At 46.9% G+C, this 16,386-nt stretch carries 12 protein-coding genes; 10 read left to right on the top strand and 2 right to left on the bottom strand.

The window, feature by feature from the left end; all coding sequences use genetic code 11:
• Positions 1 to 41: 41 nt before the first annotated feature.
• Entirely contained in the window at positions 42 to 437 is a 396-nt protein-coding gene (locus LSG37_RS14295) for a response regulator (protein WP_233080525.1), read from the top strand.
• Between the two features lie 182 nt (positions 438 to 619).
• A complete protein-coding gene (locus LSG37_RS14290; protein WP_008897616.1) occupies positions 620 to 829 on the top strand; it encodes a cold-shock protein in 210 nt (69 codons plus the stop codon).
• A 431-nt stretch (positions 830 to 1,260) separates the two neighbouring features.
• Here LSG37_RS14290 and LSG37_RS14285 read toward each other — a convergent pair whose 3' ends face one another.
• Positions 1,261 to 1,953, bottom strand: a complete 693-nt coding sequence (locus LSG37_RS14285) for a hypothetical protein (protein WP_233080524.1) — start codon at positions 1,951 to 1,953, stop codon at positions 1,261 to 1,263.
• A gap of 130 nt (positions 1,954 to 2,083) precedes the next feature.
• On the opposite strand from LSG37_RS14285, the gene LSG37_RS14280 reads away from it, so the two are divergent.
• Positions 2,084 to 3,397: an ABC1 kinase family protein gene (locus LSG37_RS14280; protein WP_233080523.1), complete on the top strand. Its 1,314-nt coding sequence runs from the start codon at positions 2,084 to 2,086 to the stop codon at positions 3,395 to 3,397.
• On the opposite strand, the gene LSG37_RS14275 is transcribed toward LSG37_RS14280, so the two are convergent.
• The gene (locus LSG37_RS14275; RefSeq protein WP_233080522.1) at positions 3,285 to 5,936 is read right to left on the bottom strand and encodes an EAL domain-containing protein; all 2,652 of its coding nucleotides are present in this window, start codon (positions 5,934 to 5,936) and stop codon (positions 3,285 to 3,287) included. The two genes, LSG37_RS14280 and LSG37_RS14275, sit on opposite strands and share 113 nt — an antisense overlap.
• A gap of 327 nt (positions 5,937 to 6,263) precedes the next feature.
• On the opposite strand from LSG37_RS14275, the gene LSG37_RS14270 reads away from it, so the two are divergent.
• The 7 genes from LSG37_RS14270 (at position 6,264) to LSG37_RS14240 (ending at position 16,380) form a co-directional block, all read left to right on the top strand.
• Positions 6,264 to 8,942, top strand: coding sequence for a TonB-dependent receptor (locus LSG37_RS14270; RefSeq protein WP_233080521.1), 2,679 nt, complete (start codon positions 6,264 to 6,266; stop codon positions 8,940 to 8,942).
• Between the two features lie 64 nt (positions 8,943 to 9,006).
• Positions 9,007 to 9,714: an SDR family NAD(P)-dependent oxidoreductase gene (locus tag LSG37_RS14265; protein ID WP_233080520.1), complete on the top strand. Its 708-nt coding sequence runs from the start codon at positions 9,007 to 9,009 to the stop codon at positions 9,712 to 9,714.
• Between the two features lie 41 nt (positions 9,715 to 9,755).
• On the top strand, positions 9,756 to 12,125 hold the full coding sequence (locus tag LSG37_RS14260; protein ID WP_233080519.1) for a glycoside hydrolase family 2 protein: 2,370 nt from the start codon (positions 9,756 to 9,758) through the stop codon (positions 12,123 to 12,125).
• A gap of 4 nt (positions 12,126 to 12,129) precedes the next feature.
• Positions 12,130 to 13,146, top strand: a complete 1,017-nt coding sequence (galE, locus tag LSG37_RS14255) for a UDP-glucose 4-epimerase GalE (RefSeq protein WP_233080518.1) — start codon at positions 12,130 to 12,132, stop codon at positions 13,144 to 13,146.
• A gap of 20 nt (positions 13,147 to 13,166) precedes the next feature.
• Entirely contained in the window at positions 13,167 to 14,240 is a 1,074-nt protein-coding gene (locus LSG37_RS14250) for a UDP-glucose--hexose-1-phosphate uridylyltransferase (protein WP_233080517.1), read from the top strand.
• Between the two features lie 5 nt (positions 14,241 to 14,245).
• Positions 14,246 to 15,400, top strand: coding sequence for a galactokinase (gene galK, locus LSG37_RS14245; protein WP_233080516.1), 1,155 nt, complete (start codon positions 14,246 to 14,248; stop codon positions 15,398 to 15,400).
• Entirely contained in the window at positions 15,397 to 16,380 is a 984-nt protein-coding gene (locus LSG37_RS14240; protein WP_233080515.1) for an aldose epimerase family protein, read from the top strand. The genes galK and LSG37_RS14240 overlap by 4 nt, the downstream gene beginning before the upstream one ends.
• Positions 16,381 to 16,386 lie beyond the last annotated feature (6 nt).

The raw sequence follows: 16,386 nt of genomic DNA, 5'->3' as shown, positions 1-16,386 counted from the left end.
ATTTCCGGTTTAAGTAACAAGGAAGAGGTTGAAATAGATTTATGCCTTTTAAGTTATTGATAGTAGATGATAGTCAGGTGTGTTTGATGCTGACCAGAGGTTATGTACAGGCAATACAACCAGACTGGTTATGTTCCATCGCAGGAAGTGCTGAAGAAGCCATGACGCTCATTGAGTTACAGCACTTTGATGCCTATTCGCTCGACTATAACCTGCTGGGCCGCAATGGTTTAGAGCTGGCCCGTTGGATCCGAGGCCGTGATCCGCACTGTTTTATTGGTTTGTTAACCTCCAATATGATGAATTACATTGAAGAGCAGGCTGTGACGGATAAAATTAATTATTATCGAAAACCCGCTACACCCGATGTAATACAGCAGTTTGTGCATGATATCGGGCGTTATAAAACTGCTTATTTTAATAACGTGGTGAAATAAGCTTTGACACTGCTCTGAAAACCTATACACTGGCCTTGCTTTGTTAGTCTGTTCATTATTTATGCACCACAACGAATGTTACTGTTGTTTTAGTACGTCCTGTATTCATAAGTTAAAACATCTCTTACAGCACCACCGCCTGAAACCAGGCATATTAATTTCATTAAATACAGGTATATACCATGTCTAATACAACTACCGGCACAGTAAAATGGTTCAACGAAACTAAAGGTTTCGGTTTCATCGAACAGGCTTCAGGTCCAGACGTTTTCGCTCACTTCAGCGAAATTTCTAGCACGGGTTTCAAAACTCTGCAAGAAGGCCAACGTGTACAGTTCACTGTAACACAAGGTCAAAAAGGCCCACAGGCTGAGAAAATCGTTGTTCTGTAATTTTTAATTACAGTTACCCAAGACCGCAGAGTTAATCTGAGTTAAGGGTCACAACACAAAAAAAGGCAACTGCATCGCAGCTGCCTTTTTTTATGTCCATGGAAGGACGGTATGCCGCAACTGCAGGAGCACTGTTACGGCGATGTCCATGGAAGGACGGTATGCCGTAACTGCAGGAGCACTGTTACGGCGATGTCCATGGAAGGACGGTATGCCGTAACTGCAGGAGCACTGTTACGGCGATGTCCATGGAAGGACGGTATGCCGCAACTGCAGGAGCACTGTTACGGCGATGTCCATGGAAGGACGGTATGCCGCAACTGCAGGAGCACTGTTACGGCGATGTCCATGGAAGGACGGTATGCCGTAACTGCAGGAGCACTGTTACGGCGATGACTGAAGAAAACTCTGCTCCCGGTCGGTTTTAAGCGCTACTCCTGCAGCGCATACACCTTAGGTAAATAGATTTCTTCCCCGGCTTTATATTTCATTTCTGCAAAATCGAAAAAATTCTGGATAGTCACGCCAAATACCTTTTGGGTATCAAACTGCGGTACCAAACGTTCAACAAACTCTTCCGCTATATTGTGTGCACAACGAATGAGCTGCAAGTCTGCTTCATCCCCATGTTCAAAATACATTTTGATAAAACTATGCAAACCGGCAATACGAAAGACGGTTTTCATCGAATTGGGGCGCCAGAACTTAAAATCCATCTGTGGATGATTCGCCAGCTCAAAATCAAATTCCCGTGCAGCTTTCCACGGCAAACAATGAATTTCAAAGCCATGTTGAGTAAAAACTTTGTACACAGACAAGCGGGGTTTGTTAGGGCAAATGATTTGTCCGGCCGCATCTTCTGAACCACACAAGTAGTTCAGGTTCCAGTTGCGCTGGTTGGTCAGGATATCTAATGAATTATCAAAACCGTATTTGAGCATGCCTTCGGCCATGCCTAAAGAGGTGGCAACGGCGTGATAAAAAGCCGGCACATTCCCAAAAGTCAGTTTTAATTTCAGGCGGTTAATTTCTCTGAGTCGGTGCTCAATCTTTTCTATTTCTGGTTTGCTATCCATATCTTTGCTTTCTTCCTGATACTGACTTTGCAAAATACAGCCGCTCACTGCGGCCCTGCGGAAGTATGCCGAAAATAGCGCGTACTGCCAATCGGGATAACCAAAGTAATTGAAGTTGCTGGGCTAATTGGTATTTGTGCTCGTATAGAATACATCTGTGCTGCCACTTTGGAATCTTATGAGCGATAAATCAGCTAAATTGCCACGACAGCCACTGGCCCGTTTAGGAGGTCTGGCATCTTTGGCTGGACGTGTTGCTGGCTCTGTACTGTTAAATGGTGCTAAACAGCTGGCGCAAGGGCAAAGTCCAAAAGCCAGAGATTTACTGCTGACCCCAGCCAATCTGAAGCGGGTTAGCGATAAGCTGGCGCAGTTACGTGGGGCGGCGATGAAAGTAGGTCAATTGTTGTCTATGGATGCCGGAGATCTACTACCCGCTGAATTAACTGAAATATTGGCAAGACTTCGTTCTAACGCTAACCCCATGTTGCCCAAAGAGCTTGCTCTGGTGTTACGCACTGAGTTAGGTGAGCAGTGGCAGCAACATTTTTCACAATTTACCTTTGCCCCTTTGGCTGCGGCTTCTATTGGGCAAGTTCACCTTGCGCATCATGACAATGGCAGCAAACTGGCGGTCAAAGTACAGTATCCAGGCATAGGGCAGAGCATTGACAGTGATGTGGACAATGTAGCTATGCTTTTGAAACTCAGTGGTTTGTTGCCTGATGCTATGGATTATCAGTCTGTGCTAAGCGAGGCAAAACTACAGTTGCATCAAGAGGCTGACTATCTGCAAGAAGCTGCCTACTTACAGCGCTACCGTGATTTACTTGCCGACGACAACCAATTTGTATTGCCAGAACTCTACCCACAGCTTTGCACCTCTAAGCTGATGACCATGAGTTTTGTCGAAGGCGTGCCTATTGAGTCCTTAATGCAGCATTCACAGCAAGTACGGGATAAGGCTATGACACAGCTTTTCACTTTGTTGTTCAGGGAGATTTTTGAGTTTCGATTGGTGCAAACCGATCCAAACTTTGCCAATTATCTGTATCAGCCAGAGCATGCACAGCTGGTGCTGCTAGACTTTGGTGCATGCCGGGACTATTCAGAAGCGATAAGCCAAGGTTATCGTCAGTTATTATCTGCAGCTATTACTCATAATTTGGCTGGTATTGAAGCAGCCATGCGCCAAATCGGCTTTTTCAGTCAGGATATTTTACCCGAACAAAAACAAGCCATACTGACCCTGGTGCAGCTGATTTCTGAACCTGTTCAGTCAGATACCGCTTATACTTTTGGACAAACTGATTTGGCCCAACGAGTTCGCAAGGCTGCTACAGCCCTCAGCTTGCAACAAAATTACTGGCATACACCGCCTATAGCTGCAGTGTTTTTGCATCGTAAAATGGCTGGTTTGTATCTGTTAGCTGCCCGGCTTCAAGCGAATGTGAATGTTCGGCAGCTACTGAACCCTTATCTGAGCGAATAGAATGTCGTGCTGATTTTTTTAGCAGAGGTGTGATTTTTAGTGGGTCCTGTGCTTTACCAAACCAGTAACCCTGACCAAACTGACAGCCCGCAGCCAGCAAAAACTCTTGCTGCGCTGCAGTTTCAATCCCTTCAGCAATCACATCTAGTCCCAGAGCATTCGCCATCGCAATAATGGCTGTAGTGATTTGTTTATCGCTGGTATTGTCTGGTAAAGCCTTGATAAAACTGCGATCAATTTTCAGGCTGTTGATAGGCAAATGGCGTAAATAGGATAAAGAGGAATAGCCTGTACCAAAGTCGTCAATAGCCAGTCGTATACCTAACTGCCGCAGTTGCTGCAGTACATGGCGGGTTTGAGTTTCCCGTTCTGGCAGCAGGCAGCTTTCGGTAATTTCCAGTTCCAGTAGTTTTGGGTCTACTGCAGTTTCAGCTAGGATCTGGGTTAAGTGGGTGATAAAAAGTGGGTCATCTAACTCTTTTGCAGAGATATTGACGGCGATAGGAACTGCGAATTCAGCCCATGCTTGCAACTGATAGCAGACCTGCCTGAGCACTTGCTGGCCTAACTGCTGAATAAGGCCAAGGGTTTCTGCAATGCCGATAAAGCGCTCTGGCGGTACCTGACCCAGCTCTTTATCATGCCAGCGTACTAAGGCTTCCAGGCTATGCAACTGTCCTGTACGTAAAGCTATTTTGGGCTGGTAATGCACTTCTAATTGCTGTTGAGCCAGAGCTTTACGTAATGCCTGTTCCAGCTGCAAAGCCTCGTCATTACGCTGACCTACACAGCTAGTGTAAAGGCTGTATTTGTTGCGGCCTGACTCTTTCGCCTGATACATGGCGGCATCGGCAAACTTCAGCAGTTCACTGGCCGTGCTGCCATGCTGAGGATAAATGCTGATCCCTACACTGGTGGTTAAAACCAGCTCGTTGTGCTGAATTTGGAAAGGCAATTCAAACTGCGCCACTATACGTTGGGCCAGCTTTTCGATTTCTTCAATGCCGTTGCATTCAGGCACCAGCACAGTAAATTCGTCTCCACCTAGCCGGGCCACAGATTCACCTGCTCTGCTGGCTTTTTGTAGTCGTCTGGCCACCTGACGTAAGGCTTCATCACCCGCCTGATGGCCCAGTGTGTCGTTAATACGTTTAAACAAATCCAGGTCAAGAAAGAGTACTGCTAACTGGTGATTGTGGCGCTTCGCATTGGCTAAAGCCTGTTCTAGTCTGTCTTGGTATAAACGACGGTTAGCAAGGCCCGTCAGCTCGTCAAAATATGCCAGTTCGTGAATTTTTTTCTCGCGCTTTTTACGCTCTGTAATATCAGAAAAAATGGCGGCATATTGATTGATCTCAGCATTTTCTCCCCGCACTGCGCTGATCGACAGCCATTCAGGGTAAATTTCACCATTTTTACGTTTGTTCCAAATCTCGCCCTGCCAGTAGCCTTGCTGTTGCAGTCGCTGCCACATTTGCTGATAAAAGTTCTGGTCATGCTCTCCAGAGCTGAGCAGATTAGGGGTTTGACCTATGGCCTCTTCGGCGCTGTAGCCTGTCAGCTTACAAAAGCTGGGGTTAACTGACTGAATGATGCCGCGCTCATCGGTAATCATCACCGCATCGTGCGAGGCTTCTATTACTTTGTAGGCTAATCGCAAACTGCTTTCTGAGGATCGCAGTGCCTTGTCTCGGGCGTGCAACGCCGCTTTTAGCTCGTTGATGTATAAATGTTCCATATTCAGCAATATATGATTGTGAGATAACAAACCAGCGGGTTTGCCATAGGAGTCGGTGACACCCAGATGGCGGAAACCATGTTCACGCAGCAAACGTACGGCCTGTAGTAAGCTGCTGTGCAGAGGTAAGGTTAATAAAGGCCTGGTTGCGACTTCAGCTAAAAGGCAAAGAGTGCGTTCTGTAGCGATAAAGTTCACGAGATCACGTTCTGTCACTATGCCGTACTCAGTGCCAGTAAAGGGGGCAGCTTCAAACTGTACTATGGCCGCATCACGTTGAGTTTGCCTCATCAGCAAGGCAGCTTGAGCTACAGTCAGTTCGGCTTGCAACATCAAGGGCAACTCCACCAGAATGGAGCTGATATCCCGCAGCATTAAATAATGCTCCAGCGGCTGCTGATGAATAAGATCGGTTTGTGTCACTATGCCAATAGCCTGGTGTGCTGAGTTTGTCACCAGCAAACGTCTGATGCCCTTTTGTTTCATCAGCGCGGCAGCCTCACTGGTTGTGCACTGCTCTTGCACTGAAAACACAGGACTGGTCATCACCACAGAAACAGCGTGCTGCAATACAGTGTTATCCGACAGATCCAGTTTTTTGCAGTCAGACTCTGTCCAAATCCCGATGATCCCCTGTTCATCTTTAATCAGTATGCAACTGATATTGTGTTGCTGCATCAGCTGCGCAGCTTGTTGCACGCTGTGTTGTGGGGGGCAACAAATCAGTTTTTTTTGCAGCACCATAGCAACGGTCTGGCCTGATGACACAGGTGTTAAAGCAGAGCTCAGCGTAGAATCCATCTTCAAAGCAGTTCCAGGTTCAGCAATACAAACCGCTATGCTAAAGGCTGCGTCTGCTTTCGATCTTGATCTGGAACAACAGCATTAAAGCTTTGTTGTTTTTTTTGCCGGAATGGGCACAACTGTTTTCCTATTTTTAAGAAATCGATTACCTGACTATATTTTTATTAAAATCAATATCTTGATGTTTTGTTTGGTAGCTTGATGTAAAAATGTTTGGTAAACGTTTACCTTGAGTGTTATAACTGCACCGTGCACTGCTGAACCCGTATATAAAATCAGCTTAGCGCATAAAAAAATAACAATTGATACCGACAGGGGTAGGAAATGACAGGCAAATTCAACTTGACCGTTGTAGCTTTAGCTATGACGCAAATTTTTGCTATGCAGCATGCACAGGCGCAAAGCGAAGAAAATACCACTCAACAACAGGCTGCAGAAGCTGAACAGCAGATCGAAACCATAGTCGTTAAAGGTTTTGGTGCCACGCTGAGCAAGTCTTTAATGCAGAAAAAGTTTTCAGAATCAACGGTAGAAATTATCTCTACCGATGACTTAGGCCAATTACCTGACGTAACTATCGCTGACTCTTTAGGCCGCTTACCTGGTGTAACGGCAGAGCGTGACCGTGGTAATGCCAGCAGTATTTCTATCCGTGGTTTAGGTGCACGTTTAAACGCTGCCACCATGAATGGCCGTGAAATTGTCAGTGCTGAACCAAGCCGTGACGTACGTTACGAGCAATTCCCTGCCGAACTGATTAACTCAGTTGAAGTATACAAAAGCCCTATGGCAAACAATATCGAAGGTGGTATTGCCGGTCTGGTCAATATGAACTTCATCAGCCCTCTGGCCCGAGACAAACGCATGATTAATATCAGCGGCCATCTGATGGATTATCAATTAGCAGACGATATTCCGGATGCGGATGGTACAGGTCAAAAAGCCAGCGTCTCTTATGTTGATCAGTGGGCTGATAATTTTGGTGTGGTGTTTGGTTTAACCTATCAGGACCAACCTTCAGTTCAGCGTGAAACCGCATTTTATTCCTACAATAAAAACCCGGATGAACAAGGCGATGTGAATGGCGATGGCATCAAAGAAGCTGCTCCTTGGGGTGGTAAAGCCGGAACTAAATCAGGTAACAACGAGCGTGTAGGCGGCCTGATGATCCTTGAATGGGAACCTGCTGATACGGTAAATCTGAAATACGATCTGTTCTACTCCAAGTTTGATATTGAAGAACGTGAAGACCAGTTTATGTTTGATGGCTGGGGTAACTATCAGGACGCAAGTACCTGGGGTTATAACAACTCTGCTACTACGCCGACCATTGTGACTCGTCCTGATGGCTCGCAGCAATTGACTGGCGGTGGTGTGTTATGGGGCGCTCATACGGCCAACAACGCTACCTGGTTCCAGCAAAATCATCTGTTAAGCACTGGTTTAAAAACTACTGTCACTGGTGATGTCTGGACTTCAACTTATGATGTTGGTTATTCCGAAGCTGGTATTGAATCCCGTTGGGTGAATATTGTATCCACCTACGTTGGACCTACACCTCTTGATATCAGTTGGGCTAATGCGGGCGGCCGTTTAGCTATTAATGCTGGCCCAAATCTGGGCAATCCAGAGTTTTATCGTATTCAGGATGCAACGCAGAACCCTGATAGCCCTTCAAGAATGAATGTGGACGGCGATCGTGATTTAACAGATGAAATGGTTACCTTTAAAGCCGATTTTGAACGTAGCATCGACTGGGGCACCTTTGAGACTTTAGTGCTGGGCGGCCGATATAGCGACCGTGATAAAAACAACGATGTTCTGAGCTGGCAGCAAGATCCTGTCGACACCTCAGTGACAGGTTATGGCTACAACTACGCTCTTGGCGGCGATTTTATTGCTCCTGCCATTTATGGTATGAACAACTGGGGTGCTGTGGTCAATCAGGCTTTTGGTGGTATTGATAACCGTAATGATCGTACAAAAGCTCCCATAGATTTCGTCAATAGCTGGAGAGTGGAAGAAACTAACTCAGCCCTGTATGCCATGTTAAAAATGTCTGGCGAAATTGGTGATTTACCTTACACAGGTAACGTTGGTGTGCGTGTAGTGCAAACTGATTCTACCTCGTCCGGCCATCAGCTGATGCAGGGGGTGCTATCGCCTATTACTATGGAACATGATTACACCGAAGTATTACCTTCACTGAATATGGTGTTCAGCCTGACTGAAGAAGCTCAGGTGCGTTTTGGCCTGTCGCGTGCTATTTCTCGTCCGCCGCTGATTGAGATGCGTACTGGTTACCAGTTTAATACCTCAACTACCGTCAATACAGCGTCAAGCGGTAACCCGGCTTTGGATCCTTTTCTTGCGGATCAAATCGACTTAGGTTTTGAGTACTACTGGGCCAGCGATCGTGCAATGACGATTTCTACCTTTTTTAAAGACTTAAAAACCCATATAGGCACAGCGACAGATGTGATGGTTGTAGACGGTATTTCTTATAACTACAGTCGTCCAATCAATGGTGATGGCGGTCAGATCAAAGGCTTAGAGCTGATGTATCAGCAGGCTCTGACCATGCTGCCAGAACCATTTGATGGTTTAGGTTTCTACGCCAACTACTCGCTAACCGACAGTAATGTCACTGAGTTTGTGCCTGAAGATAACCCAATGCCTTTAGGTGGTTTATCTAAGCATGTGGGTAATCTGACCTTGTGGTACTACAAAGCTGGTTTTGATGCCAAGGTGTCCTACAACTACCGCAGTGCGAACACTCGTGTGGGTAGCTGGGAACCTACAGAAATCACCAGAGCTCAAGCTGAGCGAACTGTAGATGCCAGTTTATCTTATGAAGTAACCGAAGCTTTTAAAGTGATGTTGCAGGCACAAAACCTGACCAATGAAGCTGCTGTGACTTACTTTGATAACGACCCAAGCCGTCCGGCTAACTTCACTGAATGGGGTCGTCGTTTCCTGGTCGGTTTCTCTTACTCCATGTAAGTGGCTTGTTATTCAGCACATAAAACCCGGCCTTAGGGCCGGGCTTTTTACGGAAGCCATACTGATGTCCTTATCTCCTTGCCATATTTTGCTGACCGGTGCTTCATCGGGCATAGGCCGTGCTTTGGCTGTCGCTTTAGCGGCCCAAGGCCACAGCTTGAGCTTATGTGGTCGAGATCCGGCCAAACTGGCTCAGACCTTAGCTTTATTGCCACAAGGCACAACAGTGTTCAGTCAGGCTTTTTCAGTGACAGAACCAGCAGCCATTTATCAGTTTTGCCAACAGGCAAAGCAGCAGTTTGGTGAAGTCGAGGTGTTGATTAATTGCGCCGGAGGCAATAGCAGCAGGAATGCAGCTACAGAGCCGGATTGGTCTGCGCTGGAACAGATGATGCAGCTGAACTTTTATGCGCCGCTGTATTTTATCCAGCAACTGGTGCCTGCAATGCAGCAGCAGGGCAAAGGCATAGTGCTGAATGTACTTTCGACCGTTTGTTTGTTTTCCAACCCAGGTATTTCCGCTTACAGCGCCAGTAAAGCTGCGCTGGATAGCTACAGCAAAGTGCTGCGTAAAGAGCTAAATGGCACAGGTGTAAAAGTACTGTCTGTGTATCCGGGTGGGGTAGATACCGAATTTCGTGTTGCCAGCAGACCTGATTATTTGTCTGCTGAAGAAGTGGCGGATGCCATTCTGCTGATGCTGGCAAGCTCTACCAAAGCTCATATTCACGAGCTGGTCGTCAGGCCTGCCATTGAAACTAATTTTTGCTAAGTCCTGTGTTGTAAAACAGGCGTATTAAAAGGAATTCTCCAGTGTTGAAGTACTTAATACAATCTCTGGCTGTGTTGGCCTTGCTGTTGCAGTTTGGGTGCAGCCCTGTTGCACAATCGCCGACAGACGAACAGTCACCGAAAGTTGCAGTAGCAACAGAGCAGAATTTAAATGCCGACTGGTTGTTTTACAAAAGTCAGTCTGCTGATTTAAAGGCTCAAGCAGAAGACTGGCAGCAGGTGAGTTTACCCCATACGCCACAAATTGAACCTTTGCTGGTGAATAACCAATGGCAGGGCTTCGCCTGGTACCAAAAGTCTCTGACCATAGCGCCAGAGTGGCAAAACAAACAGCTGCTGATCCGTTTTGAAGCAGCGATGAACCATGCCCAAGTGTGGTTAGGCGATAAACAAATTGGTGAGCATTTAGGCGGTTATTTGCCTTTTACTATTGATTTAACGCCTTATGTGAGGGCCGGTGAAACTTATCAGCTCAAAGTAAAACTGGATAACAGAGATAACGAAGTCACAGGGCCTAAACCTTTGGCTCAACTGGATTTTAATACCTACGGTGGTTTATACCGCGATGTACGTTTACTGATTAAAAACCCTGTGCATATCACAGATGAAATGCTGGCCAATGAAGTAGCTGGTGGCGGTATTTTTGTGACTTATCCAAAAGTGGATAAAGCAGAGTCTGTGATTGCAGTAAAAACTCAGCTGGCAAATAAATCAGCGCTCAGCGCTGAGCTGGAACTGGTGCAGCAGTTGTTTGCCGGTGAGCAATTGGTCACTGAAGTCAGCTCAGGCCCAATCCAACTGGCCGCTGGATCTAAACTGGACCAGCAACAACAGCTGACAGTGAGCAAACCCAACTTATGGAGCCCGGCCAGTCCGTTTTTATACAGTTTGCAAACCGTACTGAAACAAAATGGCGAAGTGATAGAGCGTCAGTTGCAGCAGATTGGTATCCGCAGTTTTGCTTTTAACGACAAGCATCAGTTGCTGATCAATGGTGAACTGACCTTTTTACGGGGTGTAAACCGTCATCAGGAATATCCGCATGTAGGTTATGCCATATCGCCTCAGGCAGATTATCGTGACGCGGTAAAAATTAAATCCGCTGGTTTTGACTATGTGCGTTTATCGCATTACCCACATTCGAAAGCCTTTATGCAGGCGGCGGACGAGCTGGGTTTAGTGCTGATCAATGCTATTTTAGGCTGGCAGTATTATCAGCCTACCGAAGCCTTTAGAGCACAAAACATTCAAAGCTGCCGCGATTTAATTCGTCGCGACCGTAACCATGCCAGCGTTTTGGCCTGGGAATGTTCGCTGAACGAATCGGACATGCCGGATGAATTTGTCGCTACTTTGCATAACACCGTCAAACAAGAGTTTCCGGGCGCTTATTCTGCGGGCTGGCAGCATGGTTACGATATGTATCTGCAAGCGCGTCAGCACCGTCAGATGCACTATGAAACGCCAACTGTACCTTACAATGTGTCTGAATACGGCGACTGGGAGTACTATGCACAAAATGCGGGGTTGAATCAGGACAGCTGGGCCGATCTAAAAGAAGAAGCCCGCACCAGTCGTCAGTTGTTAAGCCATGGCGAAGCGCGTTTATTACAACAAGCCCGCAATGTGCAGGAAGCTCATAACGACAACCTGACCACTCCCGCCTACGCTGACGGCTACTGGGTGATGTTTGATTACAACAGAGGTTATGCAAATGATCTGGAAGCTTCTGGTGTGATGAGTATTTACCGTTTACCGAAGTACAGTTACTACTTTTACCAGAGTCAGCGCCCGGCTTCAGAACAATCTGACAAGTACCAATCTGGTCCTATGGTATTTATTGCCAGCGAGTGGCAAATGGGTTCGAGTTCACAAGTGCGGGTATTCAGTAACGCAGAAGAAGTGGAGCTGTATTTAAACGGCGCTTTAGTCAGCCGTAATAAGCCATCTACGGATAAGTTTTCTACCCATTTGCCTCATCCGCCTTTTGAGTTTGATGTCAAAGCTTTCAAAGCCGGTCAGTTAGTGGCAAAAGCTTATATAGCGGGTAAAGAAGTGGGGACTCATCAGGTGACGACTCCTGACGTCGCTGCCAGTTTAAAATTGACAGTCGATACCAGTGGTGTGGCGCCTGTGGCTGGTGATTTGGTCTTTGTTTATGCAGAGGTGCTGGATAAAAACGGCCAGCTTGTGCCTTTAAACAATCAAATCATTGAATTTAAAACCAGCGGTGATATTGAAGTGATCAACCCTGAACCTGCTTTTACTGAGCAAGGCAAAGCTGCAGTTTTAGTGAAATTAGGTGCTGAATTTAGCAAAGCTCAGCTGGAAGCCAGTTCAAAAGTATTGGCTATTCAAAGTGAAGCTTTAGTTTTTAACCTCAAGGAATAACAGTATGCGTATTTTAGTCACGGGCGGCGCTGGTTATATAGGCTCTCATACTTGTCTGGAGTTACTCAATTGTGGCCATCAGGTGGTGGTGGTCGACAACCTGAGTAACAGTAGTGTTGAGGCGTTAAAGCGGGTGGAGCAACTGACTGGCCAGAACATCCAGTTCTATCAGGCCGATGTCCGTGATGAAAAGGCGCTTTCTACTATTTTTGCCGCTGAACAAGTGGATGCAGTGATCCACTTTGCCGGGTCTAAAGCTGTTGGTGAATCTGTCGCTAAACCTTTGTTTTATTATGAAAACAATGTCAGTGCCTCAGGCTTGCTGATGCAAGTGATGCTAAAGCATCAGGTGAAAACTCTGGTGTTCAGCTCCTCCGCCACAGTCTATGGCGAGCCGGTATCTTCACCTATACGGGAAGATTTTGCTGTCCATCCTGAAAGTCCTTATGGCCGTTCCAAGCTGATGGTGGAGCAGATGATGTCTGACCTGGTCGTGGCTCAAAGTGATTTCAGTGCCATAGTGCTGCGTTACTTTAACCCTGTAGGCGCGCATGAGTCGGGCCTGATTGGTGAAGACCCAAACGGTATTCCAAATAACCTGATGCCTTTTATTAATCAGGTGGCTATAGGCCGCAGGCCTTATTTATCTGTCTTTGGTGATGATTACGATACACCGGACGGCACGGGTGTGCGGGATTATATCCATGTTTGTGATTTAGCTTCTGGTCATGTCAAAGCCTTAGAAACGCTGCATCAGAATGCGGGTTTTCATGTATTTAACTTAGGCACTGGTCAGGGCGTTTCTGTGCTGGAAATGGTCGACGCTTACCGTCGTATTTCTGGTCAGCTGATTGCCTATCAGGTGGCTCCTCGTCGTCCGGGTGATATTGGCTGTTATTACGGTGACCCGTCTTTAGCCGCAGAAAAACTCAACTGGAAAGCCGAGCGTGGTTTGGATCAAATGGTGGCGGATAGCTGGAAGTGGCAGAAGTTGAACCCGCAGGGTTATCCGAAGAATTAAGAACAAGGTTGGAGTAGTAGATGTCTGAATTTAATGCAAAAGATCATCCGCATCGCAGATACAATCCCTTAACGGGGGATTGGGTGCTGGTGTCACCACACAGAGCTAAAAGACCATGGCAGGGGCAGATTGAAACTGCAGCCACAGAGCAGAATCCGTCTTATGATCACAGCTGTTTTTTATGTCCAACCAACACCCGTATTTCCGGTGATTTGAATCCTGACTATAAAAAGCCTTATGTCTTTACCAATGACTTTGCCGCTTTAACCGCAGATACGCCTTTTTATCAGCGCTCAGATGATGATTTATTTGTATTAAAAGCCGAGCGCGGTACCAGCAGAGTCATTTGTTATTCACCGGATCACAGCCTGACCATGCCAGAGTTGTGCGTGGCTGAGATTCAGAACATAGTGGAAGAATGGATCCGTCAGTACCAGGACTTATCAAAAACCTACAACTGGGTGCAGGTGTTTGAAAACAAAGGTGCTATTAATGGCTGCTCCAATCCGCATCCTCATGGTCAGATTTGGGCCAACAGCACAGTGCCTACCTTACCAGCCAAAGCTGATGAAGCGCAGCGTGAGTATTTAGCTAAACATGGCAAAAACCTGTTATTAAATTATGCCGCGCTGGAACAACAAAGTGGCGAGCGCACTGTGGTTGAAAACGAGCACTGGTTAGTGGTCGTGCCATTCTGGGCCAGCTGGCCATTTGAAACCCTGGTGTTGCCAAAAGCCCATGTACGCCGGATGGAAGACTTAACCCCAGAGCAGCAAGCTGCTTTGGCCGATATTCTTCAGCAAATTACCATTCGCTACGACAACCTGTTCCAGTGTTCTTTCCCTTATTCAATGGGCTGGCACAGTGCGCCATATCAGAATGAAAGCGGGGATGCTGATACTGCTGAAAACATCGAACACTGGCAATTGCATGGCCATTTTTACCCGCCGTTATTACGCTCAGCCACCATTAAGAAATTTATGGTGGGCTACGAAATGCTGGCTGAAACCCAACGTGATATGACTCCTGAACAGGCCGCTGAACGCTTAAAAGAGCAAAGCCCTGTGCATTACAAACAGCAGAGCAAGGTTTAAACCAGATGGAATTAGTGCAACAAGTACAACAGGCATTTGCCGAACATTACCAGCAGCAGGGCGAATTTGCGTTCAGAGCGCCGGGCCGGGTTAATCTGATTGGCGAACACACCGACTACAACGATGGATTTGTATTGCCATGCGCTATTAACTACGACACCGTGGTTGTGGCCAGTCGTCGCAATGACAACAAAGTTCGGGTACTGGCGCTGGATTATCAGCAGCAAGTGGATGAGTTTGAACTGACATTTCCGCTGGATAAACATCCACAATACCAATGGGCAAACTATGTGCGTGGTGTGGCCAACAGCCTGATGCAAAAAGGTTTTAATCTGGTCGGTTGCGATTTAGCCATCAGCGGTAATGTGCCACAAGGTGTAGGTTTAAGCTCATCAGCTTCGTTAGAAGTCGCTTTGGGCCTGACGTACAGCACTTTGGCGGGCGTTGAATTATCCAGCCGTGATAATGCACTCAATGGTCAGCATGCAGAAAACAACTTTGTTGGTTGTAACTGCGGCATTATGGATCAGCTGATTTCTGCGCAGGGCAAAGTTGCTCATGCCTTGCTGATCGACTGCCGTAGTTTGGACAGCACGCCTGTCTCTGTGCCCACAGATATGGCTGTGATGATTATCAACTCCAATGTAAAACGGGGTCTGGTGGACAGCGAATACAACACCCGCCGTCGTCAGTGTGAAGAAGCCGCAGCTATTTTTGGTGTCAAAGCCTTACGGGATGTCAGTTGGACTACTTTTGCCGCTAAGCAGAGCGAATTGGATCCATTAGTCGCCAAACGTGCCCGTCATGTCATCACTGAAAACGATCGCACTGAATTGGCAGCTAAAGCTTTAGCCGATCACGATATCAAACTGTTAAGCCGCTTAATGGCTGAATCTCATTTGTCGATGAAACATGATTTTGAAATCACTGTGCCTGCTATAGATGCACTGGTGGAGATGATTGGCAACACCCTGGGTGATACAGGTGGTGTCCGTATGACTGGTGGTGGTTTTGGTGGTTGTGTGGTGGCTTTAGTACCTCAAGGCCGGGTAGATGAAATCCGTGTTTTGGTAGAACGTGAATACCCGGCACAAACAGGTTTAACTGCTGGTATTTTTGTCTGTACAGCCAGTCAGGGCGCAGAGCAGATTTTGGCATGAGTGCTGCTTTAATTGATGACATTGATGACTCAGTGATCCGGCTGGGTGGCAATAAGGGTTTAGAAGTGGAGTTGTTGCCTTTAGGGGCAACAATCCGCTCTATCCGACTGTTTGGTCAGGAGCTGACGCTGAATTATCCACAAGCAGCAGATTACCAAACAGACGAGTTTTACCTGGGCGCTACCGCAGGCCGGGTTGCTAACCGTATTGCCAAAGGCCGTTTTGAGCTCAATGGTGTGGCTTATCAACTGGACTGTAATAATGGCCCAAATCATTTGCATGGTGGTGTGACTGGTTTTAACCGTCAGCAATGGCAAGTGCTGAAACAGCAGTCTGATTCGGTGCAATTGTATATGCGCTCAGCCGATGGCGATCAGGGTTATCCGGGCGCTGTGCAAATCTGGCAGCAATTCCGTATTGTGGATAAACAGCTCGAGTTGTCCTTTTTGGCTTTATCCAGCAAAGATACGCTGCTGAATTTAACCAACCACTGTTATTTCAACTTGAACAGCGATGGCAGTTCTGTTGAAAACCATCAGTTGCAGCTTACAGCGACACATTACTTGCCAACAGATGAGCATGCTATCCCCACCGGAGAGCGTCGTGCCGTGGCCGGTACTGCCTTTGACTTTACTAAAGCTAAATTGGTGGGCCCAGCGCTTAAACAGCAGGATCAGCAGCTTGCTCTTGCCAATGGTTTTGACCACTGCTTTATCTGGCAAGACTCTGATGCTGCAGAGTTAAAATTGATGGCGGTGTTAAGTTCCAGCCACAGTGGCCGTCAGCTTGAAGTACTAAGCACTCAGCCTGGCTTGCAGCTTTATACAGGTAATTTTCTGGCCGCACCTTTTGCCCCACGGCAGGGGATTTGTCTGGAAGCTCAAGGCTGGCCTGATGCTGTTAATCAACTTGGCTTCCCTGACACTCAGCTCAAAGCAGGTGAGTTGTATCAGCAACAAATAGTGTATAAGTTCAGTTAATTAAAA

The organism is Rheinheimera soli (assembly GCF_021290985.1).
Lineage (GTDB): Bacteria > Pseudomonadota > Gammaproteobacteria > Enterobacterales > Alteromonadaceae > Pararheinheimera > Pararheinheimera soli.
The sequence above is the reverse complement of the archived record's forward strand: the minus strand, read 5'-3'. Positions and strand labels throughout refer to the sequence as shown.

Bases quoted from the DNA above. Each gene is read 5' to 3' on its own strand.
- LSG37_RS14295 (WP_233080525.1), top strand. From the start codon at position 42: ATGCCTTTTAAGTTATTGATAGTAGATGATAGTCAGGTGTGTTTGATG.
- LSG37_RS14290 (WP_008897616.1), top strand. From the start codon at position 620: ATGTCTAATACAACTACCGGCACAGTAAAATGGTTCAACGAAACTAAA.
- LSG37_RS14280 (WP_233080523.1), top strand. From the start codon at position 2,084: ATGAGCGATAAATCAGCTAAATTGCCACGACAGCCACTGGCCCGTTTA.
- LSG37_RS14275 (WP_233080522.1), bottom strand. From the start codon at position 5,936: ATGGATTCTACGCTGAGCTCTGCTTTAACACCTGTGTCATCAGGCCAG.
- LSG37_RS14270 (WP_233080521.1), top strand. From the start codon at position 6,264: ATGACAGGCAAATTCAACTTGACCGTTGTAGCTTTAGCTATGACGCAA.
- LSG37_RS14265 (WP_233080520.1), top strand. From the start codon at position 9,007: ATGTCCTTATCTCCTTGCCATATTTTGCTGACCGGTGCTTCATCGGGC.
- galE (WP_233080518.1), top strand. From the start codon at position 12,130: ATGCGTATTTTAGTCACGGGCGGCGCTGGTTATATAGGCTCTCATACT.
- LSG37_RS14250 (WP_233080517.1), top strand. From the start codon at position 13,167: ATGTCTGAATTTAATGCAAAAGATCATCCGCATCGCAGATACAATCCC.
- galK (WP_233080516.1), top strand. From the start codon at position 14,246: ATGGAATTAGTGCAACAAGTACAACAGGCATTTGCCGAACATTACCAG.
- LSG37_RS14240 (WP_233080515.1), top strand. From the start codon at position 15,397: ATGAGTGCTGCTTTAATTGATGACATTGATGACTCAGTGATCCGGCTG.